This is a genomic window from Streptomyces spororaveus (genome assembly GCF_016755875.1).
Lineage (GTDB): Bacteria > Actinomycetota > Actinomycetes > Streptomycetales > Streptomycetaceae > Streptomyces > Streptomyces spororaveus.
The window spans coordinates 877932-899823 of sequence record NZ_BNED01000005.1; the positions used below are offsets into that span (position 1 = coordinate 877932).

20 protein-coding genes and 1 pseudogene are annotated in these 21892 nt (G+C 68.3%); 11 read left to right on the plus strand and 10 right to left on the minus strand.

The window, feature by feature from the left end:
• Positions 1-28 precede the first annotated feature (28 nt).
• Positions 29-1051: an asparaginase gene (locus Sspor_RS06725; RefSeq protein ID WP_202198242.1), complete on the plus strand. Its 1023-nt coding sequence runs from the start codon at positions 29-31 to the stop codon at positions 1049-1051.
• A gap of 71 nt (positions 1052-1122) precedes the next feature.
• Positions 1123-2532: an aspartate ammonia-lyase gene (aspA, locus tag Sspor_RS06730; protein ID WP_202203513.1), complete on the plus strand. Its 1410-nt coding sequence runs from the start codon at positions 1123-1125 to the stop codon at positions 2530-2532.
• Positions 2533-2942: 410 nt separating this feature from the next.
• On the opposite strand, the gene Sspor_RS06735 is transcribed toward aspA, so the two are convergent.
• The 3 genes from Sspor_RS06735 to Sspor_RS06745 form a co-directional block, all read right to left on the minus strand.
• Positions 2943-3419: a cupin domain-containing protein gene (locus Sspor_RS06735; RefSeq protein ID WP_073796633.1), complete on the minus strand. Its 477-nt coding sequence runs from the start codon at positions 3417-3419 to the stop codon at positions 2943-2945.
• 463 nt (positions 3420-3882) lie between these two features.
• Positions 3883-4242: a nuclear transport factor 2 family protein gene (locus Sspor_RS06740; RefSeq protein ID WP_202198243.1), complete on the minus strand. Its 360-nt coding sequence runs from the start codon at positions 4240-4242 to the stop codon at positions 3883-3885.
• A gap of 25 nt (positions 4243-4267) precedes the next feature.
• Positions 4268-5041, minus strand: a complete 774-nt coding sequence (locus Sspor_RS06745; protein ID WP_202203514.1) for an SDR family oxidoreductase — start codon at positions 5039-5041, stop codon at positions 4268-4270.
• Positions 5042-5153: 112 nt separating this feature from the next.
• Between Sspor_RS06745 and Sspor_RS06750 the strand changes: the two genes are divergently transcribed.
• Complete coding sequence (locus Sspor_RS06750) at positions 5154-5669, plus strand: winged helix-turn-helix transcriptional regulator (protein ID WP_198944777.1); 516 nt, start codon at positions 5154-5156, stop codon at positions 5667-5669.
• Between the two features lie 145 nt (positions 5670-5814).
• Here Sspor_RS06750 and Sspor_RS06755 read toward each other — a convergent pair whose 3' ends face one another.
• The 3 genes from Sspor_RS06755 to Sspor_RS06765 all read right to left on the minus strand — a co-directional run bounded on the left by Sspor_RS06755 (position 5815) and on the right by Sspor_RS06765 (position 8853).
• Positions 5815-6792: a hypothetical protein gene (locus Sspor_RS06755; protein ID WP_202198244.1), complete on the minus strand. Its 978-nt coding sequence runs from the start codon at positions 6790-6792 to the stop codon at positions 5815-5817.
• Between the two features lie 162 nt (positions 6793-6954).
• Positions 6955-7857 carry a helix-turn-helix domain-containing protein gene (locus Sspor_RS06760; protein ID WP_202198245.1) on the minus strand — a complete coding sequence of 301 codons (903 nt, stop codon included), beginning with the start codon at positions 7855-7857 and terminating at the stop codon, positions 6955-6957.
• 552 nt (positions 7858-8409) lie between these two features.
• Positions 8410-8853, minus strand: coding sequence for a hypothetical protein (locus Sspor_RS06765; protein WP_202198246.1), 444 nt, complete (start codon positions 8851-8853; stop codon positions 8410-8412).
• Between the two features lie 35 nt (positions 8854-8888).
• Between Sspor_RS06765 and Sspor_RS06770 the strand changes: the two genes are divergently transcribed.
• Entirely contained in the window at positions 8889-9026 is a 138-nt protein-coding gene (locus Sspor_RS06770) for a hypothetical protein (RefSeq protein ID WP_202198247.1), read from the plus strand.
• 154 nt (positions 9027-9180) lie between these two features.
• A complete protein-coding gene (locus Sspor_RS06775; RefSeq protein WP_202198248.1) occupies positions 9181-9810 on the plus strand; it encodes a hypothetical protein in 630 nt (209 codons plus the stop codon).
• 422 nt (positions 9811-10232) lie between these two features.
• Here the strand turns inward: Sspor_RS06775 and Sspor_RS40290 are convergent.
• Positions 10233-10403: pseudogene (locus Sspor_RS40290) on the minus strand (pirin family protein); the annotation flags it as partial.
• Positions 10404-10492: 89 nt separating this feature from the next.
• Here Sspor_RS40290 and Sspor_RS06780 point away from each other — a divergent pair.
• The 3 genes from Sspor_RS06780 to Sspor_RS06790 all read left to right on the plus strand — a co-directional run bounded on the left by Sspor_RS06780 (position 10493) and on the right by Sspor_RS06790 (position 13121).
• Positions 10493-11647, plus strand: a complete 1155-nt coding sequence (locus tag Sspor_RS06780; protein ID WP_237403706.1) for a tyrosine-type recombinase/integrase — start codon at positions 10493-10495, stop codon at positions 11645-11647.
• A gap of 120 nt (positions 11648-11767) precedes the next feature.
• A complete protein-coding gene (locus Sspor_RS41495; protein ID WP_486389287.1) occupies positions 11768-11926 on the plus strand; it encodes a helix-turn-helix domain-containing protein in 159 nt (52 codons plus the stop codon).
• A 412-nt stretch (positions 11927-12338) separates the two neighbouring features.
• Positions 12339-13121 carry a tyrosine-type recombinase/integrase gene (locus Sspor_RS06790; protein ID WP_237403707.1) on the plus strand — a complete coding sequence of 261 codons (783 nt, stop codon included), beginning with the start codon at positions 12339-12341 and terminating at the stop codon, positions 13119-13121.
• Between the two features lie 464 nt (positions 13122-13585).
• Here the strand turns inward: Sspor_RS06790 and Sspor_RS06795 are convergent, their stop codons facing one another.
• The gene (locus Sspor_RS06795; protein ID WP_202198251.1) at positions 13586-17332 is read right to left on the minus strand and encodes a P-loop domain-containing protein; all 3747 of its coding nucleotides are present in this window, start codon (positions 17330-17332) and stop codon (positions 13586-13588) included.
• Positions 17333-17573: 241 nt separating this feature from the next.
• On the opposite strand from Sspor_RS06795, the gene Sspor_RS06800 reads away from it, so the two are divergent.
• A complete protein-coding gene (locus Sspor_RS06800) occupies positions 17574-17753 on the plus strand; it encodes a hypothetical protein (RefSeq protein ID WP_202198252.1) in 180 nt (59 codons plus the stop codon).
• Between the two features lie 395 nt (positions 17754-18148).
• Entirely contained in the window at positions 18149-18973 is an 825-nt protein-coding gene (locus Sspor_RS06805; protein WP_202198253.1) for a protein kinase family protein, read from the plus strand.
• A gap of 147 nt (positions 18974-19120) precedes the next feature.
• On the opposite strand, the gene Sspor_RS40295 is transcribed toward Sspor_RS06805, so the two are convergent.
• Entirely contained in the window at positions 19121-19720 is a 600-nt protein-coding gene (locus tag Sspor_RS40295; protein WP_237403708.1) for a tyrosine-type recombinase/integrase, read from the minus strand.
• Positions 19721-19726: 6 nt separating this feature from the next.
• Complete coding sequence (locus tag Sspor_RS41020; RefSeq protein ID WP_272934829.1) at positions 19727-20266, minus strand: tyrosine-type recombinase/integrase; 540 nt, start codon at positions 20264-20266, stop codon at positions 19727-19729.
• 438 nt (positions 20267-20704) lie between these two features.
• On the opposite strand from Sspor_RS41020, the gene Sspor_RS06815 reads away from it, so the two are divergent.
• Positions 20705-21889: a protein kinase domain-containing protein gene (locus Sspor_RS06815; protein WP_202198254.1), complete on the plus strand. Its 1185-nt coding sequence runs from the start codon at positions 20705-20707 to the stop codon at positions 21887-21889.
• Positions 21890-21892 lie beyond the last annotated feature (3 nt).

The window sequence follows — 21892 nt, forward strand, 5'->3', positions numbered from 1 at the left end:
CAGCGACCCACCACAGAACGAGGCAGTGATGCGCAGCAGTTTCCCCGCGGACGCGCCCGCGATCCGCGAGCCCCGGCACGCCCCCGTCGCCCACGTCATGCGGGGCGGCATGATCGAGGGGGTCCACTACGGTTCCGTCGCCGTCCTCGACGGCGAGGGCGAGGTCCGGACGAGCATCGGGGACATCGAGGCCGCCTGCTATCCGCGCTCGGCGCTCAAGCCGGTCCAGGCCGTCGCCATGGTGCGGGCCGGCCTGCCGCTCGACGGGGCCCTGCTCGCCCTCGCGATGGGCAGTCACTCCGGCGAGGAGCACCACCTCGCGGGTGTCCGGCTGGTCCTGGAGCTGGCCGGTCTCACCGAGGCCGACCTGCGCAACGTCCCCGACCTGCCCTACGGCCCGGCCGTCCGCGACGCCTGGCTGCGCGAGGGCCGCGGGCCGTCCCGGCTCGCCCAGAACTGTTCCGGCAAGCACGCGGCGATGCTGTACCTGTGCAAGCTGTCCGGGTGGCCCCCGGAGAGCTACCTCGACGCGAACCACCCGCTCCAGAGGGCGATCGCCCAGGTCGTCGAGGAGCTCACCGGCCAGCACATCGCGAACGTCACCGTCGACGGCTGCGGATCCCCGCTGTTCGCGGTGTCCCTGCACGGCCTGGCCCGCGCCGCCGCCCGCATCGCCACCGCCGCCCCGGACACCGCCGAGCACCGCGTGGCCAACGCCCTGCGCCTCCACCCGGAGATGGCCTCCGGTACCGGGCGGGACACCGCCGCGCTGATGCGCGCGGTGCCCGGGCTGCTGGCCAAGGACGGCTTCGAGGGCGTCCAGGTGGCCGCGCTGCCCGACGGCCGGGCCGTCGCCGTGAAGGTCGCCGACGGGGCCGACCGCGCGCGTACGGCAGTGACGGCCGCCGCCCTCGCACGTGCGGGAGTCGAGCCCCGGCTGCTCGCCGGGTTCACGGGCGAGCCCGTCACCGGTGGCGGCCGGACCGTCGGCGGCATCCGGCCGGTAGCGGCCCTGAACCCGCCCGGCGCCCCCGTCACCGCAACCGCCTGACACCCGCCTGCCCCTCTCCCCACCTTCGATCCGCTCACCTCAGGAAGAGGATCCGTACACCCGTGACCGCCTTGACCGCCTCCAGCCGCACCGAACACGACCTGATCGGAGACCGCGACGTCCCCGCCGACGCCTACTGGGGCGTCCACACCCTGCGCGCCACCGAGAACTTCCCCATCACCGGCACGCCCATCTCCACCTACCCGCACCTGATCGACGCCCTCGCCGCCGTCAAAGAGGCCGCGGCCCTCGCCAACGGGGAACTCGGCCTGCTGGAGCCCACGAAGGCGGCCGTCATCGTCGCCGCCTGCCAGGAGATCCGCGGCGGCGAGCTCCACGACCAGTTCGTCGTCGACGTGATCCAGGGCGGCGCCGGCACCTCGACCAACATGAACGCCAACGAGGTCATCGCCAACCGCGCGCTGGAGCTGCTGGGCCACTCCAGGGGGGAGTACGGACACCTGCACCCCAACGAGGACGTCAACCTCGGCCAGTCCACCAACGACGTCTACCCGACCGCCGTGCGGATCGCGACCGTCTTCGCGGTGCGCGGTCTCCTCGACGCCATGGCCGTCCTGCAGAACGCCTTCGCCCGCAAGGCCGCCGAGTTCCACGGTGTCCTGAAGATGGGCCGCACCCAGCTCCAGGACGCCGTGCCGATGACGCTCGGACAGGAGTTCTCCGCCTTCGCCGTCATGCTGGACGAGGACCGCAGCCGGCTCGCGGAAGCCCTCGGACTCATCCACGAGATCAACCTCGGTGCCACCGCCATCGGCACCGGTCTCAACGCCCCGGCCGGATACGCCGAAGCCGCCCGCCGCCACCTCGCCGACATCACCGGCCTGCCCCTGGTCACCGCTCCCGACCTGGTCGAAGCCACCCAGGACTGCGGGGCCTTCGTCCAGATGTCCGGCGTCCTCAAGCGCGTCGCCGTCAAGCTGTCCAAGACCTGCAACGACCTGCGCCTGCTGTCCTCCGGGCCCCGCGCCGGACTCGGCGAGATCAACCTGCCCCCGGTCCAGGCCGGTTCCAGCATCATGCCCGGCAAGGTCAACCCCGTGATCCCCGAGGTCGTCAACCAGGTCGCCTTCGAGGTCATCGGCAACGACATCACCATCACCATGGCCGCCGAAGCCGGACAGCTCCAGCTCAACGCCTTCGAGCCGGTCATCCTGCACTCGCTGTCCAAGTCCGTCACCCACCTGCGCGCGGCCTGCCTCACCCTCGCGGAACGCTGCGTGAGCGGCATCACCGCCAACACCGAGATGCTGCGCGCCACCGTCGAGAACTCCATCGGCCTGGTGACCGCCCTGAACCCGCACATCGGATACACCGCCGCCACCGACATCGCCAAGGAGGCCCTGGCCTCCGGCCGGGGTGTGGCCGAGCTGGTCCTGGAACGGGGGCTGCTGCCGGCCGAGCGGCTCGCCTCCCTGCTGCGCCCCGAGGTGCTCGCGGGAACCGGCCCGGCCCGTCCCTGACCGGGACCGGACTGGGACCGGACTGGGTCCGCCCGGTCGGAGCACGGGGTGCAGCGGGTGGACGTGGTCGTGCGGGGCGGATACGGCCCGAGGTGGCGACGCCCACGATCGCCGCCGAGCACCTCCCGGGCCGCGCCGACGTCGGCCAGCGCCTTGAGGCCGCGATGGCGCCTCGCGTGCCGCCGCCGGCGATCGGCGGCTCCCTCTGGGTGAGGGGGACCGGGCTTGCGGTGTCGTCGCGGGAGGACTGCGCGGCAACCGGCGCCACGCGCGGTGCATACCGCGAGGACCGACCGGACCCGGTCAGCGGATCGTGTGCCGGAAGCCGATCCGGGTCTGGCATCCGCTCCATAGCGGAGCCCAGGTCAGCGACCTGGTCCTCGTCTGTTCTCCTGGGTCCCCACTGGTGGTCAGGCGTGCTTGTCCGCGGGGTGGTGGGTGGGCTGGACCGACCAGGTCGGGGGTTCGTCGTTGCCCGACTCTTCGTCGCTTTCCGCGTCGGCGAAGGTTGCGTGGATCTTGCCCGGGGCGTGGTGGACCGGGGCGTAGACGGCGTAGAGCTGGATGGGCTCGTCCCCGGTGTTGGTGACGTTGTGCCACGTGCCGGCGGGTACGAAGACCGCCCAGCCGTCCTCGACCTCCTGATCGAAGTCGAGGCGGTCCTTCGTGCTGCCCATCTGAACGCGGCCGCGACCCGCGTCGAGCCGGAGGAACTGGTCGGTCTCCGGGTGCGCCTCCAGGCCGATGTCCTCGCCCACCGGGATCGACATGAGGGTCAGCTGGAGGTACTTCCCGGACCAGGCGACCGAGCGGTAGTTGGTGTTCTCCAGCGTCGCCTGCTCGAGGTCGAAACTCTGAGGTTCGGGCCCGATGTCCTTGATGGTCATGCTTCTCTCCCGGTCGACGGAGGTGGTACGCGTTCCGGCACAGGTTTTGCGCCGGGCCAACCCTTCCAGACTGACCGGGATGTTTTGGCCCGACGCCAGTGCCACTCGAGCCGGGCTGTCACGAGCCCCGGGCACACGCGGCAGCTCGGCGTCGAAGTGGAGCGGGAGCCTGTCGACGTTGATGACTTCGATGTCAGAGCCAAGTGAGACCGTCTGCCCGGGAGCTCGCCGAGATCACGTCGGACACCGAGGCGACGATCGAGTATCTCAACGCGGCTGACCTCCACGAGCGAACCGCCCGTCGTGAACGGGCTCCAGACCAGTCATGAGGTCTACGGCTACGTCCAGTCCGGCGGGCAGCACCGCGGGCTGGCCCGGCGGTCGGGCGGATACTGGGCACGGCTGGGAGGGGCGCCCCTGGGTGAGCGGGGCTTGTCGCGCAGGCGGCAACAGGTAAGCGGACTCAGGGCTCGATGACAAGGCGTTCGATGAGGTTGCCACGGAGTGCGAACTGGTAGCGCAGATCGATGGTGCCGCCGGGGAAGTTGCCTTCGAGGTGGTGGGTGGCGATGTAGTGGGTCGCGTCGGTCTGCTGAGCGTTCGCGAGGTGGATGGTGTAGGTGAATTCGGTGGCGGATCGGCCGAGCCACCCCTCGATCGCCTTGGTGCCCTCGTAGGTGTTGCCGTCGTCGATCACCGTGGCTTCGCGGGTGAACGCCGCGATTGCGGTTGCGGTGTCGTGGGCGCGGTGCGCTGTGAGGTAGCGGGTGATCACCTCGGGCAGGGTGTCCGGGGTGATGGTTCGGGGCTGGTTGTCGTGCATGACGTTCCTCGGTGTGGTGGCGGGTTCAGACGGTGGGGGTGGTGCCGCCGTCGATGACGTGTTCGGCGCCGACGATGGCCGAGGCGCGGTCGGAGACGAGGAAGGCGACGAGCTCGGCGACCTCCTCGGGCCGGTTGGGGCGGCCGAGAGGGATGCCGCCCAGGGAGTCCATGAGCCGGCCCAGCGCGGCTTCCTGGGTGATGTCTGCCTCCTGTGCGATCCGGGCGATGAGGTTGTCGGCGGCGGAGGTCTGCACGAAGCCGGGCGAGACGGTGTTGACGCGGACGCCGTGCGGGGCGACCTCGTTCGCCAGGCCCTTGCTGTAGGTGGTCAGGGCGGCCTTGGCTGCGGCGTAGGCCAGAGTTCCGTTCCACAGCGGCATGCGGCGCTGGATCGAGGTGCCGTGCACGACTGCGCCCTTGCCCGTGGCGATCATGTGCGGCAGGAGCGCGCGGTCCAGACGAACGGCGGCCAGCAGGTTCGTGTTCAGCTCCCTCGCCCAGTCGTCCTCTCCGAGCGCCGCGAACCCGCCGGCCGGTGCTTCGGACCCGCCGAGGGTGTTGACCAGGATGTCGACGCCTCCCACGCGGGCCCCCACCTCGGCGGCTACGTCTGCGGCGCCCTGGGCGGTGGACAGGTCGGCGGTGATGAACGCCTTCTCCTCCACGTCGTCGGGGCGGCTGCGGGCGGTAACCAGTACGGTCGCGCCGGCCTGGGCGAGACGCCGGGCAATGGCGGCTCCAGTGCCCTTGGTGCCTCCGGTGACCAGAGCGCGCCGGCCTTCGAGAGATTCGCTGATGGATGCGGTAACGCTGTGCTCCGTTCCCGGGTGCGGGGCGCAGAGGGCGCCCCATCCCTTGTTACTGCTAAAATGGAAGTCACTAACTTCGACTTTAGCAGTAACTGAGGGGATGGTCGCCTTGGCAAACCGGATCAGGCTGGAGGACCGGGAATGCCCGCTGTCCACGACGGTGGAACACGTCGGCGAGTGGTGGACGCTGCTGATCCTCCACGACGCCTTCGACGGCTACACCCGCTTCGACCAGTTCCAGGAGAGCCTGGGCATCTCCTCCAGCATGCTCACCACCCGGCTCAAAACCCTCGTCGCGGACGGACTACTGGAGCGCCGGCCCTACCAGACCAACCCGGTGCGCCACGAGTACGTCCTCACCGAACTCGGACACTCCCTGCGACCGGTGATCGTCGCCCTGGCCGCGTGGGGAAACTCCCGCCTCACACCGGCCGAACGCAGCATGATCCTCGTCAACGCGCACAGCGGCGAGGAAGTCGAGCCCGTCGTCGTCGACGCCAAGACCGGCCGCCGGCTCGACGACAGCGACACCTACGTCTTCACCGCAGGCCCCGCAGCCAGCGACGCCATGCGCCACCGTTACGCGACGCGGCCGGCCACACCCTCGGAGGCGTAGCGATGCCGCGGCCAAGCACCGAACGTTTCCAAGAACCGCGATCAGCGCCTCGGCCGATGTGGTGTCGGCTGCGGGGACCGTCGCACCGGCCGCAACGGCGGGTGGCGAGTGCCATGAATCCTGATGGACCCTCACGACATTGGGGCTAGCCGTTCAGGTGGGCCAGGAGGAGGTTGGGGTCCTTGGCCGTGACGTACGCGGCGCTCAGGACGTAGGCGGTGTCGCCGCGCAGGGCGATGGAGGTGGGGTTCTGCAGGCCGTCGGCGGCGGTCAGGACGGTGGAGTGGGTGCCGTCGGGCTGGACGAGGGCGACCTCGCCGGGGCCGTTGAGGGCGGCCAGGATCTGGTCGCCGTGGCCGGTGAAGGCGAAGTCGTCGATCCCGGCCAGGCCGGTGGCCCGGGTCTGGACCTGGCCGGCGCGACCGTCGCGCTGGACGGGTATGCGGAGGACGACGCCCCGGTCGAGGTTGGTGACCCACAGCGCCCCGCCCCGGATCTTCAGCCCGTTGGCGCCGAGGAATCCGGTGGAGGCCAGTTCGGGGGCGGCGGACCAGATGGTCGGGGTGCCGCCGGTGGTGGGCACGCTCGAAATGGTGCCGAGGACGGAGTCGGTGACGTAGAGGGTCCGGGTCCGCGGGTCCAAGGCCAGGCCGTTGGGCAGGCCGGCCGCGGGCAGCGCGGCGATGCGCTGCGGTACGCCGCCGGGGCGCAGGCGCCACAAGCCGGTCAGTTCGGAGGTGCCGGTGGCGTACAGGAAGTACAGGGTGCCGTCGTGCGCACGGACGATGCCGGTGGTCAGGGCGAAGCCCAGGACCGGGGTGTGGACGCCGCCGTCGGCGGGCGCGGGCAGGGTGGCCAGGATCCGGGTGGATCCCCCGGGGGTGATGCGGGCGACCTGGCGGGCGGCGGCGAAGGTGACGTACGCGCTGCCGTCGGGAGCCAGCGCGATGTTCTCCGGCGTCTGGTGCCGGGCCAGGTCGAAGTGCGTGGCGATGCGTGCGCAGCTCAGCGGGGCGGAGAGGGCTGACGCGACGCCGGGGGTGGCCGCGAGGACCGCTGCCGCGGTCAGTACGACGGCTGCTGCCGTGGCGGTCTTGGACCACGTGTACGTGTTCTTGAACATGGTTCCTTCACTGTTTTCGGGCATGCGGCAGCGGTACGCCGACGCGCGGGGGTTGGGGATGGCTTCAGGGAGGGGCGGCCGGTGGCCGCTCGTACCGGGGCGAGTGGAGGGACGGACGGGCACTCGCGGACGTCTGTGCGGCGTCCGATGGTGTGGGCCGGGTCAGCCGGACGCGGCCCGGACTCCCGGGCGCGCCGGGTCGTGCTGCGGGGTGACCTGGGCGAGGAGGGCCAGCGTGGTCCGCGCGGGCGAGTCGGCCTCGGTGGTGGCGACCACGATGCTCTGCCCCTGATCCGGGTCCTGGCCTGGGCTCAGGGTCTGCTGGGTGACGGTCAGCGGGCCGACCAGCGGATGCCGCATCTCGTAGGTCGCGACGGCGCAGGCCGTGACGCGGTGGTCGGCCCACATCGAGGCGAAGTCCGCGCTCTTCGCACTCAGTTCGCCCACCAGCGCATGGAGCGCGGTGTCGTCAGGGTGCCGGCCCGCCACCAGGCGCAGATTCCCCACCACGGCCCTGGCCTTCGCCGGCCAGTCGGCGTACAGGTCGCGGGTGTGCGCATCAAGGAACACCAGCCGGGCCATGTTGGGCCGCTGTGCCGGCCGGTCCGGGGTGCCCGGGTCCAGGTGTCCGGCGAACAGCGCATGGCCCAGCCGGTTCCATGCCAGGACGTCACTGCGGCGGCCGGTCACGATGGCCGGGACGTGGACCAGTGCCTCCAGCAGCTGGCCGGTCGCCTCCGTCACCCGCTCCGGGGCGGGCCGGCGGCCTCGTACCGAGCCCGTGGCCGAGGATCGGGCCAGGTTCTGCAGGTGCAGGCGCTCGGCTTCCTCCAGCCGCAGGGCCCGTGCGATCGCGTCCAGCACCTGCGGTGAGGCGTTCAGGGACTGCCCCTGTTCCAGCCGGGTGTAGTAGGACACGCTGACACCCGCCAGCGACGCCAGCTCCTCGCGTCGAAGACCCTGCACCCGGCGCCGCTCGCCGTAGTCGGGTATCCCGAGATCCTCCGGCTGCAGCTGGGATCGCCGCGTCTGCAAGAACTCCCCGAGCCGCACTTTTGCTTTCATGGATCCGAGTATGGGCGGGGCCCGACCGCACAGCCTGACCCTGGCGTGGATAGGCACCAGCGGGTCCTGGACACATCGGATTTCGCCTTCACCCGGCACGGCTGGGTCGATGCCGCGCCGCCCGGGTCTACGACCTGGTCAGTGACGTGTCCGCCGTCGGGCGCTGGAGCCCCAACGCGAGGGCGTCGGGCCCCAGGTCGGGGCCTGGGGTCCCCCACGACCACGATCCGGGCCAGATGCGGGCCAGTACCGAGCCATCGAAGGTAGATTGCTTCATTTTGCCTGCTCAGGACGGGTGTGGCGCGCGTACCACCAGCGGACGAAGAATCTGCTGAGCCATACGGCGCGGCTCTCTGGTGTCGGCGGCTGTCACGGCGACTGCGCAGACTTCCGAACCCGGTCGGCAAGTTGCTGCCAGCGCCGACGCACAGAGGAACCGCCCTCCGCGTCGACCGAGCCCAGACCACCGGCGGCTTGCTGGAGCGGTGGAGGCTCGCGCGCGGTGTGGCCGAAGACCTCGAGGAAGACGCAAGACGTCGATCCGTTCCACTGTCAATCCCGGGGTGCTGGTTCTATGTTCGTCATCTCGATGCTGAGGGGGGAGTGCATGGACCCTGACGACGTGATGATCGATGCCCTGGCCGACAAGATCCTCGGGGGCAAGGTCGGAGGCGCTCTCCACCTTCCGTTCCGGCGGAAACAGAAGAATGCTCCGCGTCGCGCGTACTCCCCTATCCACGTCGAGGCAAACACTCTGTCCGCACCGATCTCTCCTGCCGCCTCGACCTCCGCTTCCGAATAGGCCTCGACAAGCCGTGGGAGTACAGCCTGATACTCCTCCACTCCGGAAGCCGCACGGTCCTCCGCCGCCTCGATGTTCGGGGGACACACCTCGACCGTGAAACTGGCGAGCACTTCATCAATCGCACGCGCAAACACAGGTGGAGCGAACACCGAGGCAACCGGGACGTCTACGCCCCGGACGACATCCGTCACGCGCCGACCCGATCGCCAATGCGACGCTCACCTCTATGGACGAAGAGTACGACCGCGTCGTCAGGGACTTCGTCCTGGAATGCAAGATGGACATCTCCGCAGGCTACGTTTGGGTTCCGCCCACGCCGCCGATACCGGCCCCGACGCTAGAGGGATTCGAGGAATACCCATGAGCGCCTCCCCCTCGACCCTCGCCTCACCGAGGACTTGCGCTGCTGGCACATCGCACCGGCAGGCCGCCCGGGATCCGTCGCACTCACAGGACGCTCGTACTTCGCTGACGGAGACGGCCTGACCGTCCTTCTCCGAGTGTCCGGAGACGACCCCTTGGCCAGCGACGGCGGCACCATGGTTTCTCGCTTGGCCGATGCTGGAGTCGACGTCTGGGGCCCAACCCGAGCAGCGACCGCCTGGACCGAGACACTCAGCGCATTCCGCCTCAGCGAAGTGGACGGACGAATCGTTGGCCGCCGGCCCCTGCAACAGGCGGCGACGCTCGTATCGGACATCAGTAGTGCGATGCTGACCACCGACGGGCTGCGATGGCTCGCAGCCCCTGACCGGGACAGCAAGCTCGTGCGTCAGTTCTACGCGTACCTCGACGATGCCCGCATCGCCTACGACCGGCGCCCCACCGTGGAGCTCCCCCGCGGCGCCAAGGTACGCCCCACCGCGCGCATCAACCTGCCCAAGCGAACAGTCCTGGTGCAGGCCGTCGGCGGCTCTGAGCAGGGCCTGGAGCATGCTCTGTCGCTCGTGCAGCGCATCGAGCGCGCGGACTACGCCTTCGACCAGCGCCTCGTGCTGCTGAAGGGCAACCCCCAAGCCTGGCCCGCCGATCACCTCGACCTCTTGGCGGACCACACACCAGTCGGATTCTCCGACCGCATGGACGCGGTCACCCGATTCCTCAAAGAGGGCACTCCACTGGAACGCCCCGTCACATCGGAGCCGTAGGCTTCCCGCTCTCACACGACGTTTCCAGCTCCGCCCGGCGAAGAGGACCGGCCGAGCAATGTCTTGTCACTTGTGCACAACACCCGCCGCGCACTAACCCGCCCCCCTCACCCATGGATCGCAGACCCCGGCCGGGTTCGCTGCCAGGGTGGTGGGAGGCGACGGCCCGGCGGCGACCACCATCGCCCTTGACTACCAAGAGGCGGCGACGCAGCCGGCAACCAGATCTAACTACTCGTCAGTAAAGTCAGCAAAAGGTCAGCATCCGTCCGACCAAACCTGGTTACAGCCTGCGACACATGAGACTCGACCGTCGGCTCCGAAGGCTCTCGCCCCGCATTCGACAGCCTCCCCTGCGAAACCAAAACCGGAGGGCCGGGCGCGATTGCCACACCCAGCCCTCGCGCGCACAAACCAGCAGGTCAACGCACCCTTCCTCGCGTCTTCAGGTGGGTTGGGGGAAGCTCTGGGGCTGGAATCGGAGGGCCGTCGTAGCCCTTCACCTCGCCGAATCGGGACCCGTTCATCCAGTCTTCGCGGGCCTGCGCGATATCATCGTGTGACCGTCCGATCCAGTTCCAGAACAACGCGATGCTCAGAGGCATCTACGCAGGTCAGACGGGTCTCGGATAGCTGCCGGTCAGCAAACCGTCAGCATTGTGATCCGAGGAGTCGCGCGGACATGGCAGCCACGACAACCGCCCACGGCATGGGCACCATTTTCAAGGACTGCGGGCACGCACCCTCCTACTGGCCGAAGTGCCCTCATGGCTGGAAGATCCGATACCGCAACGCGGCCGGAAGGCAGACCGAGGCATCGGGCTTCGCCTCGCGGGACAAGGCCGCAGAGCGCTTGTCGGCTGTTCACAACGAGAAGCAAGCGAAGCCGGCCAACCAGGCGAAGGCCGAGCGCATCGCACGGTACGGCCAGATGCGCTTCGACGAGTACACCGCGGAGTGGAAGCAGGGCCAACGTCACCTCGCGCCGGCTTCGCTCAGCCATCTCGACTCGCTTCTGCAGCACCACATCTTCCCGGCACTCTGCAGTCGGCGCATGAATACGTTCGACCACAAGGTCGTCGACGGCTTCATACGCACGATGGAGCGCAACAGCGTAGGACTGGCGACGCAGTCCAACGCCTTCGACAAACTCAAAGCGGTCCTGCTTGACGCCCATCGGCTCGGCATCTTCGAGGACAACCCGCTTCTTGGTGTGCAGGCGCCCGTCTACGACCCCAAGAAGGCCGTCATCCCATCCGCCGAGCAGCTACGGGGCCTACGCGCCGCCGGCGACGACACTCTCATGCTCCTGGTCGACGTCATGAGCGGCTGCGGACTCCGCAATGCCGAGGCGGCAGCGGTCAACATCCGGAACATCGTGGCCGACGACGTCTATCGCGTCACCGAACAGGTCAACCAGACCACGAAGCACTACGACCGTCTGAAGCACCGCAAGCTCGGCGAGTACCGGGACGTACCGCTGCCAGCGCGGGTGAAGCAGACCATCGAGTGGTACGCCGACAAGTACGGCACCGTGGACGGCTACCTCCTGCGCCATCCACACGACCGCGGTCGCGCGTACCAGCCCTACTTGCTCCAGAACCAGTGGCAGAGACTCAAGCGCGCCGGCGCCCTCGATGTCCCCGAGGGCATGGTGATCTACGGATGCAGGCATTTCTTCGCGTCGAACTGCCTGGCTCATCGCATCCCGATCACCGACGTCGCGGAGTGGATGGGCCACAAGAGCCTGGAAATCACGTTCAAGATCTACCGGCACCTGCTGCCGGGGTCCATCGGGCAGGCAGCCAAGATCCTCAACGTGAGCCTGGCCGCCTAACCGAGGCTGCATACCAGAGGATCCCCGGTTGGCCAAACCGGGGATCCCCCGGACCATTGAAGCTGCCCTAGCACTTCACAAGAGGTCCGATTGTCGAACGAGTTCATCTCCGCAAAACAGTTGGCTGCCCAACTGAGCATGTCCGTGTCGTGGGTATACAGGGAAGCACACCGGTCAGGACTGGCCAGTTACAGATTCGGCACCGGGCGTAGCGCAAAAATCCGGTTCAAAGTATCCGAGGTCAATTCCTGGATACGACAGCGCAGGCAAATCCCCTAACGTCAGTCCACCCCGAACGATTCAGCAAGGCAGACCAGTGCCCACAAAATCCCTTCCCCGAGGTATGGGGACAGTATTCAAGCGTTGCGACCATCCAAGCGAAAAGTGGCCACGATGCCCACATCCATACGCGGTTAGATACCGCAGTGCGAGCGGACGCCAAACGGAGGAAGGGGGATTCCGTACCCAGGCTCAGGCCACGTCACGACTTTCGCAAGTTTACACCTCGAAGGCCAAGGCGTCAGCAAGCGCGGGATTCAGATACGAGCGCGCCGAGAAGTACGGCCAAATGAATCTGAGCGAGTACGTAGAACTGTGGAGGGAAGGCCAGCGCCACTTGGCTGCCTCCTCGGCTCGACATCTAGATTCGCTCCTCGCGCATCACATTATCCCAGTCCTGGGCAGTCGTCGCATGAACTCGTTCGACCACAAGGTCGTCGATGACTTTATCCGGACCATGGAAACCATGGGTACCGGGGCAGCAACGCAATCAAACGCGTTCGATAAGCTGTCCACTATATTGCTCGATGCGCAACGGGTAGGGATTTACGACTTCAACCCACTGGATGGCGTCAGATCGCCACAATACACGCCAATGCGCGCCTCCATCCCCACACCTGCCCAGTTGCGGGAAATACGAGAAATCGGTGACGAGAAGTTCCATCTCCTCTGCGACCTGATGAGCGGGTGTGGGATGCGGAACGCCGAAGCGGTCGCAGTAAACGTCAACAACATCGTTTCCGATAACACCTACAGGATAACCGAGCAGGTTAACCAGACAACGAAGGCGTACGGACGTCTCAAACATCGGAAACCAGGCGAGTACCGGGATGTGCCGCTTCCTTCACGGATCAAGCAGGCAATCGAATGCTACGTACGAAAACATGGCACGATCGACGGCTATCTCCTAAGAGACCCACGTGACCCATCAAGGCCTTTTCAACCCTACCTGCTTCAAAATCAGTGGCAGCGACTGAAGCGCGACCATCCTTCAATCATTCCGAAAGGAATCGTGCTGTACAGTTTTCGGCATTTCTTTGCATCACAATGCCTCCAGCTTCGCATACCGATCACTGATGTTGCAGACTGGATGGGCCATAAGAGCCTGGACGTTACGTTCAAGATCTACCGGCACCTCATGCCTGGCTCGATTGCAAGCGCGGCATCGTCTCTGGATCTCGTCTTGGCCGCGTAGGAGCTGCGCAGAATCGCAATATCGGCGAGTGCCTGCACGCCGTCGAACCGATCCCAGGCTTCCCTCAATGGGGCGGCCCAGTCACCGCGCACTACTTTGCGCGGTGACTGGGCTCGACACGCAGCGAAGGCCGCAGGCGTGATGTCGCGGTAGACCTTGTCCTCACGCCACCGCCCTGCCCGGGGGCGCGACTTGCCCCGAGGGCTGACGCGGCCCATGTAGGTGCTGGGCAAGACGTCGGGTACACGGCCACCAGGTGCCGGGCGGCGGACACCAGAAGCATTGGGTCAGGCGATTCACTTCAATTTCGCTCAGCCCGGCGCAGGTACCTCCGTAGCCCGTGAAGCACTCAACGGAGGCCAACAAAGTTATCCCCACCCGTGCAGGGAGCAGTTCTCGCCCGAAACCCAAACGCTCTACAAGCGGGAGTCATCCGGGCTTGTGCCGACCGACGCGCGCTGTTCTCAGCCGCTGAATCGGCCAGCCGTTCCCTCCAGGTGGGTCAGGGTCAGGTCCCGGACCCGCCGGACTGCCCCGGGGGCGACCCAGGCCAGTACCGGCAGGGCACGGTACCAGCCCTCACTGGCCGTCAGGGCCTCCCGTACGAAGGACCTGGCCTCGCGGAGGTCCTCTGTTCCGGGAGCCGGCGTGTCCGCCCCGTCCATGCCCAGGGCCAGGGCGCGCAGCAGCGGCAGGTCCGGGTAGGGCAGGTGCCGGCCGTAGCTGGTCGGCAGGTGGGCGGGGAGCCGGACCAGGTGGCCGGCCACGGCGGCGAACGCCTCGGCCCGATCCGTCGGCACCCCCAGATCGTCCGCCTTCAGCCGAGCGCCGACGAGGTCACCCAAGGCGGCTCGGACGAGTGCGAAGCCGATCAGGTTAGGCAGTTCCGGATCGACCTGCCATGCGTACTGCTCCGCGCGTGCCAGTCGGCCGACGACAGCCGCGCGTTCCTCCGCCCTCGTCCCGGGTTCCAGCAGAGCCAGAATCAGGTCGTTCTCGGGCTGCCGCCGCTGGGACAACGACTCGGGCCTCCCTGCCTCCGCGGCTCGTACGGCGTCCAGGAGCCGGCTCCGGCAGCCGGGTACGGAGGGGGGCACCACGGTGAGCAGCTCGGCCAGGAGGGGCAAGGGGTTCGCGATGCCCGGGCCGCGGGCCGCGGCGCTCGCCAGCACCTTCTCCCGGCGTGCGTCGATCGTGCGGGCCACGGCGTCCGGGTGGTGGGTGCCCAGGCCGGCCAGGACGCCGAGCCGCCCCCGCCGTTCCTCCTCCCGCCGGCCGCGGTACGCCCTGATGGTGCCTGCGCTGGCGGGCCGGGGCAGAACCATTTTCGCGGCCACATCTTCTCCTGCGCGGGCGAGCGCCTGAGCGGCGAGCGTCCTCACGACGTCCTTGTTCTCGGACTCGGGAAGCGTCCGAGCGGCCCGCGCCGCAGCATGGGCCAGCCGTGATGCCAGGGCGGTCCGCCCGGCCACCGCGCCGCCGAGCGAGGCCGCGGCGTAGGCACGGGCCTGGTCCGACGCATCGCCGAGTTGGCCGACGAGCACGTCGATATCGGTGTCCTGATCCCCTTCCGGGTCTGTGCCCTCGCCCTCGGAGGTGTGGGGCGGGCTCAGGGACCCAAGGGCCCCGGCCAGGACCACGAGCCAGCGCAACCTGTCCGCCGCGTACGCATCCCCACCCCCGGCATGCCGGCGCAGGGCGGTGTGCAGCCGCTCCCGGGCCTCCACCTCCCGGCCCTGCTCCGCCAGGTCGAAGGCCTCCTGCGCCAAGTCGTCGACGGAGGGCCCGTCATCAGCCTCGACCGCGCCGGATTCCAAGTCATCGACGTAGTCGATGGAGGCGTACCCGAACGGCGCGGCCAGGACGTCCTCCGGTACGTCCGCTCGCAGTCGCTCGGCCTCGGCCGAACGCCCGGTGTTCTCCAGGGCTCGCACGACCACGTCCAGGGTGTCCACGAAGTTCCAAAGGCGTAGGAGATGCTCGGGGTCGGCGAGCAGGGCAACCACCTTGGAGCGGGCGAGCTCCGCTAGGTGTGCCGCCTGGGCGGGGCGGGGACCGGCCAGGACGCAGGCGGCCTCGGCCTGGTCATGCGCACCGACTTTCGGGTCAGTGGCGTGTTCGACGATCCGGTCGTACATGCGTTCCGCCCGGTCCTGATCGGCGTGGGCGATCGCCACCAAGGCGTCGACCACCGATTCGGGGCCGTAGTGGTCCCAACTCCCTGCGTGCTCGGCACGTGCCTCGGCCTCGTCCAGCAGCTCACCGGCGAGAACGGCATCGCGCGGTGGGCACGCTTGGGCTGCGGCGATGAATTCCCAAGGTCCACACCCGGCAGCTCCGAGGAGTGCCCTTGCGGCCCCGGCCTGGTCCGAAGCGATGAGTGCGAGGGCGGTTTCACCGGCGCACTCCGCTTCTCCGTTCGGCGGCCCCGTCGGCTCCGCCTCACGCAGCGCGGTACGTACCCACTGCTCGGCCTCCCGAGCCACCTCCGGAGCCCTTGGGTGGCCGAAGCCCGCCAGGGTCCGGGCGACATCGGCGAGCGCGGACGCCTTCCCCACCGGATAGCGCGAGGCCAGCGCGAGTCCACGGGTACGGCCGATGTCGCCGAGGCGGGCGAAGCCACGCATGATCGAGTGGGGTACGGGGCGGGCTCCGAGGTTGATCAGGTCGCGGGAGGCTGCCACTGCGGCCAGCACCTCGAGATCGGCCGGATCATGCCCGCCGGTGGATTGAGCTGCCCGGTCCAGATCCGCCAGGGCGATGTCGCGGGCCGTATGGGCGAGCAGACGCTGCTGGCGCCGTGGGTCGAGGGCGAAGGCGGTCAGGCGGGCGGCATCAGCGTCCTCGGTGGGCCGGAGCATACGGGTGGTGTAGTGGTGCAGGAGGTAGGGAGGGGTGTCCGCGCGCCAGCCCCGATCGCGGTAGCCGTCGGCCCAGGCGTGCAGGAGCTCTTCGTATCCGGTCAGGTCGCCGAGCTGGTCAACGGCGGCCTCCCGCAGCACGTCGTGGCCCAGCACGTACGTACGGTCCGCTGCGGACGTGGTGTGGTCGAAGGCGAGGCTGCGGCCCTTGAGGGAGGACAGCCGTTCGTTGATGTCCAGAGGGAGGACTCCGAGTAGTTGGGCGAGGTCCTTCGCACTGAGTCCGCCCCGGGCAGCGGTGATCAGTCCCACGATTCCTGTGCCTATGGGCCTGTCCCGCAGGAGTCCGAGCAGCTCGCGGGTGGCTTCCTCACGGGTCGGCTCGGCGAGCTCCCAAGCGGGAAGGACATGGACGTTGGCCGGTTCCAGGAGCGGATGGCCGGCGGGGACATCGTCGGGAACAGGCCGGTTGGAGCGACCCGTCACCACAATGCGCAGGTTGGCCGGAGGCCTCGGCGGCAGGTAGCCGGCGATGCTGCGGCCTCCCAGCCGAGCGTCCTCGTCCTCGTCGAGCCCGTCGACGACCATGAGCAGCATCCGCCCGCGCCCCTCGGCGGCTTCGGCGGCGGCGCGGCACAGTTCATGGAACAGCTCGCGGGTGGGTTGTCCGGCGGTGGCCGACACCTTCTTCCGCCCGGCCACCGCGGCCAACTGACCGACCATCGCCTCCAAGAAGAGGTCGGCGCGATTGTTGCCAATCAGGGTGGCGACGAAGTACCCGACCACGTCCACGTCGGCCGGCCTATCCTGCTCGTTTTGCACGAACCAGGACATGAGCGCGGTCTTCCCGGCGTAGTACGCGGCCTTCACATAGAGGTAGCTACGGGCGCCTGGACTGCGGTCGGTGACGAAGCCAGCGAGTACGCCGAGGTCGACCTGGCGGTCCTGAAGTCCCCCGGGTACGGGGAACGTCTGGCGCACCAGTTCGGCGTGCGGGCCGGGGAGTACGAACTCGGGGAGCGGGGCGGGCTGGCGGGCGCCGGTGTGAGGCTTGCGGGGTCGGCCACCGGAATTTTCGGAACGTTCCTTCTGGGCAGCCTCCAGCAGGTTGCTCCACTCGCGGTGACTGCGCTTGCGGTGCCCGGGCGTGTCCTGGGCCAGATGCTCCAGATGATCGGTCATCAGCAGGACGAAACGGACGTACGTCGGATCGGTTGGTATCTCCGGACGGCGGGCACCGCCAACCGCCATCCAGGCGCTGATGCGCTTCTCCGTGACGGTGATGCCGTGGTTGGCCCCGAGCGAGACGAGCTTCCTGTACGAGATCTCGCCCTTCTTGCCCGCAGCCACGTACAGCGCGTTCAGCGCTTCCGCGAACAGCGTCGCCTTCGGCCCTGACTCGATGGTCCCGCCCCTTGTCCCGTCCGGTGCCGAAACCCACCGGAAAACTCGTGATTGCCCCGCTGACCAGCCTAGTTGCCGCTTGCGGCGGTGTCACGAGGTCGCCGGAAACCCTCCGGACGCCGGAGAACTAGGGACGGCAGCCGAGCGGCGATCCGACCGCCGGCACCTCCTTCGAAGGGAATCCCAGATGTTCACCCTGCCCGCCCTGCTCCACGACGCGGCTGCCGTCGCCGCCCTCGGCGGACTGACGTACACCCTCGTCGTCGCCACCGTCGCGGCGGCCTCGGTCCTCTCCCGCAACCCGGACCGCCGGCGGGACGCCCGGGCCACCCTGACGATCCTGCTCCGCCGGCGCGGGGCCCGTTGACGCGGGACCGGGGTCACGGGACCTGACCGTGCCCGACCTACGCCAGTGGGGCCGCCCCTGTCCGGGCGGCCCCACTGACTGACGCCGGAGCGCTCGGGCGGCGGCTCGCGCAATCCGCCAACCGCGCGAACCGCCCCTCGGTCTCCATCCGGACATCCTCCGTGCCGATGCGGCAGGACCACAGGTGAACGCAGAGGTCGTCCCCCGCGGGTGCGGGGAGCTGGCTTCGTGACCTGGAACTATAGGCGGGCTCCGGGCGGCTTCCGAGCACTTTCACCGGATCCGGCGAAGCAGGGCATAGCCCCAAGCGGCGGGTAAGGGTCCCCCGCTCGCCAGTGCCCGGAAGCCGTGAAACCGGCTGCGGAGCTGGCGGAGAGGGTGACAGGATTGGGGGAATGACGACCCAGCCGCTCCTGGCCGTAACGCACGTTCCGGCGCTTGAGTCCTTCCTCAGCGGCATGGGCACCGTATTCCGGAAGTTCGACGAGCAGGACTCCGGCTGCATCTCATACGGCCTGGAGGTAGCTGGTAGCCGCTGGTTCGTGAAGGCCGCCTCCAAAACGACTGGCGTCTGCTCCCTGCGCCGCGCGATTTCGGTCCACCAGGCCGTCTCCCAATCCGCCATCGTGCCCTTGGTGCACTCCTTCACCACGGACGAGGGCCTGGCGCTCGTCTACCCATGGGTGAGCGGCGAGGTCCTCTACCACCCGACCCGGTCTCGTCACGGCGAACGGGCCATGCCCGGCAGCCCGATGGCACGCTTCAGGGCACTGCCGATCGTTCGGATTCTGGCCGCACTGGAATCAGTCCTGAGTGCCCACCTGGCGATCGAGCGGGCCGGACTCGTGGCAGTCGACTTCTATGACGGCTGCATGCTGTACGACTTCGGCGAACACCGCATGGCGCTGTGCGACCTGGACGAGTACCGCCCGGGACCGTTCACACTGCAGGCGGACCGGCTCCCCGGCTCCACCCGCTATATGGCGCCCGAGGAATTTATCCGGGGCTCGCTCATCGACATCCGAACCACAGTGTTCAACCTCGGCCGGGCGCTGCGCCTCCTCCTCGACGCCGGCGACCAGGAGACCCAGTGGCGCGGAACCCCCGCCCAGCTGGCCGTCATCACGAAGGCCACCGCCCCGGAGCCGGAGAAGCGACTCCCCTCCGTGCGCTCCCTCACCGATGCCTGGCATGCAGCAGCGGAACAACGAATCGACTGACGCTCCAGCGCAGGGCTGCGCGGAACTGCAGCCGCCCTTCGAGGACACGAAGTCCGGCTTCGCCTGCCTGCAGATCTGACGAGCCTCAACGGCAACGGACAAGGTGGACCTGGCAGAAGGAGGTCTCAGCAGTGACCCCTACCGTTGTCACCAGCTGCGAGCTGTCGTCGCGGGACCGCCAGCTGCCTGCGCTGGGACAACCAGCTGGGAGCCCAGCCGTTCCCAGGCCCCGAGAACCGCTTGGTGAGCATCGGGGGCGAGGTGCGCGTACCGCTGTGTCGTTTGGTAGCTCTCGTGGCCGAGTAGGTGCTGAACGTCGTACAAGGAGACGCCCTTCTGAACGAGCCAGGACGCACAAGTGTGGCGGGTGGAATGCGGCGGGTAGTGCGGTACTTGCCCAATCGCGCCGCTGGGCCCTGCGTAGCGCGCTCGTTTTACCGTGGGCCACCAGATCTGCGCCCGCCAGTTGCCGTCGTCAAGCAACCGGCCCGACCGCCCCTTTGTGACGGTGGTGAAGACGACGCCGTGGCGGTCGCGGCCATGCATGTGACGAGCAAGCGCATCGAGTACATGCTCGGGAATCGGGACCTCCCGACAGCTCTTCGAGCTCTTCGGGTATTCCTTGATGCCCGACTTCGTGTTGACTTCAACGACGAACAGGCGGCTGCGCTGCCAGTCGATGCGGTGTCCGTGCAGGCCAGCAAGCTCTCCCCACCGGAGGCCCGTATAGAAGGCGAGCAGCACCATCGTCTGTCACGGTTGGTCAAGCTCGTCGAGGACGGCCTGGGCCTGCTCGACCGTGAACCACTGTGGGGGCTTCACCGGCTCCGGGGGCAGATCGATGCGTCGGCATGGCGTCACTGTGATGAGGTCTTCGTCGACCGCCGCTCGCATGATGGAGGACAGCAAGTTGTAGGCCCTCCGGACGGCTGAAGGCCCCTTCTCGTCCACGACCAGCTTCCGGACCCAGGACTGCACGTCCAGCCTGGAGATGGCGCGCACCTCCCGGTCAGACCAGTACGGCGTGATGTGGGTGCGGATACACGAAGCGTCCCCCCTCTGCGTGTGAGGCTCTACCAAGCGGGCCTCCCACCAAAGTTCGCACCACTCCGCGAACTTGATCTTTCCTGCTCCGGAATTCGGATACGCACCCCGCCTGAGTTTCGCCTCTTGATCCAGGCCCCAGTAACGGGCATGCGAGCGCAAGGGGAACGTTGCACTGAACCGCTTACCAGCATGGTTCCTGACCGTGGCCTGCCAGTTTCCGGATGGCAGTCTGCGCAAGTAGGGCATATTTCTCGTCCGCTTTCGTCGGCATGCTTGATGGCTACGCGGAGCGCAGAGCGGCAGGACTCACAGGGCCCCCGCCCCTCGCTTCGCCTCACTCTCGGCGCCCGCGAGGTCCTCCAGCAGACCACTGGCCGACGCCGGACTGTAGTCGGGCGCACGACGGCCTCAATGTCGGCGAGCAGCGCCCCGCCGACACCTCCCGGACCACGGCGGCAACGAAAGGCGCCGCATCCGAGCGGGCAGACCGGCTGCGAGCCGCTGCCCCCTCGGCCATCCGCGGCTCATGCTGAAGCGGGCACGCGAGGCGCGAGTTCCGGCCAGGCTCGCTTCCCACGTGCCCTGATCAAGCCGAAAGGCCCGCAGCCTGGCCTTTTGGCCGATTAGAGTAGCCTCGGACGGCGTCGATCGAGTGAGGCGCACCGGAAAGGTGAGTCGGTACAGATGAGCGGGGTACCCACGCGGATCGGCCGCTACACGGTGGCGCGGGAACTCGGCTCGGGCGGGATGGGCGAGGTCTTTCTCGCCTATACGCCGGCGGGTGACCCGGTCGCGGTGAAGGTGATCCGCAACGACAAGCTGGATCCGGTGACACGTGCGCGCTTCGAGAAGGAAGCGCTGATCGCCCGTACGGTGATCGGCACGAACCGGGTGGCCCGGTTCCTGGACGCCGACCCATACGCGGACCAGCCGTGGCTGGCCATGGAGTACGTGGCCGGCCGCACACTGCTGACCTGCATCGATAACGACGGCGCCCTCCCACTGCCGATGGTGGCCAGCCTCGGAGCCCTGCTTTCGGAGGGCTTGGCGGCCGTCCATGCCGCCGGTCTTCTGCACCGCGACCTGAAGCCGCAGAACGTCATCCTGGGCAGCGATGGTCCGATGATCATCGACTTCGGGCTGGGCGCGTTCATGGACACCTCCCAGGAGACCCTGTCCCACAGCGGCATGATCATCGGTACGGTGCGCTGCATGCCGCCGGAGCAGGCGAGCGGCCGCCCGCAGGTGACCCCGGCTGCGGACGTGTACGCGCTGGGCACGGTCATGCTGTATGCGGCCGCCGCCCACTACCCGTACGACGGGACGCGCTGGGAGGCCATAGCGGCGCAGGTCACCAATGCCGACATCGCCCCTGACCTCTCTGGTGTGCCTGCGGCGCTGGTTCCCCTGCTGGAGTCGATGCTCGCGCACGAGCCGGAGGACAGGCCGACCCTCACGGCAGTCTCTGACGCGTGCGCGGAGATCCTCACCGGCTCCGGAACCTCGCCGGCGTCCGCACGGCTGGCGTTGATCGCGCGCACCACCACTGGCGAGCCGCTGTCATCGGCTGGGGAGCCCTTCACGGCGTCGTTCGAGAAACTCCTTCAGGAGCAGGCGGCCCTTGCCGAGAATGGGGAGCCGGAGAGCCCGCTCGACATGACTCCGCGGGCTGCTGCATCAGGCGAGCATGACGATGACGAAGCAGAACCTGATGCGGAGGAGCTCGCGGCGCCTCTGCCAGAGCCGACCACGGCACCCGAGCGTCAGCGGCCCCGGCCGAAGGCAGGCTCGCCCAAGGGGCGGCCTCCGGCGTCGAAGCGGGTCGCGGACGAGTTGCGCGCGCAGTATGCGGTGGATCTCGCTCTTTGACTC

Bases quoted from the DNA above. Each gene is read 5' to 3' on its own strand.
- Sspor_RS06805 (WP_202198253.1), top strand. From the start codon at position 18,149: ATGACGACCCAGCCGCTCCTGGCCGTAACGCACGTTCCGGCGCTTGAG.
- Sspor_RS06815 (WP_202198254.1), top strand. From the start codon at position 20,705: ATGAGCGGGGTACCCACGCGGATCGGCCGCTACACGGTGGCGCGGGAA.
- Sspor_RS06770 (WP_202198247.1), top strand. From the start codon at position 8,889: ATGGACGAAGAGTACGACCGCGTCGTCAGGGACTTCGTCCTGGAATGC.
- Sspor_RS41020 (WP_272934829.1), bottom strand. From the start codon at position 20,266: ATGCCCTACTTGCGCAGACTGCCATCCGGAAACTGGCAGGCCACGGTC.
- Sspor_RS06735 (WP_073796633.1), bottom strand. From the start codon at position 3,419: ATGACCATCAAGGACATCGGGCCCGAACCTCAGAGTTTCGACCTCGAG.
- Sspor_RS06760 (WP_202198245.1), bottom strand. From the start codon at position 7,857: ATGAAAGCAAAAGTGCGGCTCGGGGAGTTCTTGCAGACGCGGCGATCC.
- Sspor_RS06725 (WP_202198242.1), top strand. From the start codon at position 29: ATGCGCAGCAGTTTCCCCGCGGACGCGCCCGCGATCCGCGAGCCCCGG.
- Sspor_RS06780 (WP_237403706.1), top strand. From the start codon at position 10,493: ATGGCAGCCACGACAACCGCCCACGGCATGGGCACCATTTTCAAGGAC.
- Sspor_RS06740 (WP_202198243.1), bottom strand. From the start codon at position 4,242: ATGCACGACAACCAGCCCCGAACCATCACCCCGGACACCCTGCCCGAG.
- Sspor_RS06790 (WP_237403707.1), top strand. From the start codon at position 12,339: ATGAACTCGTTCGACCACAAGGTCGTCGATGACTTTATCCGGACCATG.
- Sspor_RS40295 (WP_237403708.1), bottom strand. From the start codon at position 19,720: ATGGTGCTGCTCGCCTTCTATACGGGCCTCCGGTGGGGAGAGCTTGCT.
- Sspor_RS06800 (WP_202198252.1), top strand. From the start codon at position 17,574: ATGTTCACCCTGCCCGCCCTGCTCCACGACGCGGCTGCCGTCGCCGCC.
- Sspor_RS06750 (WP_198944777.1), top strand. From the start codon at position 5,154: ATGGTCGCCTTGGCAAACCGGATCAGGCTGGAGGACCGGGAATGCCCG.
- Sspor_RS06755 (WP_202198244.1), bottom strand. From the start codon at position 6,792: ATGTTCAAGAACACGTACACGTGGTCCAAGACCGCCACGGCAGCAGCC.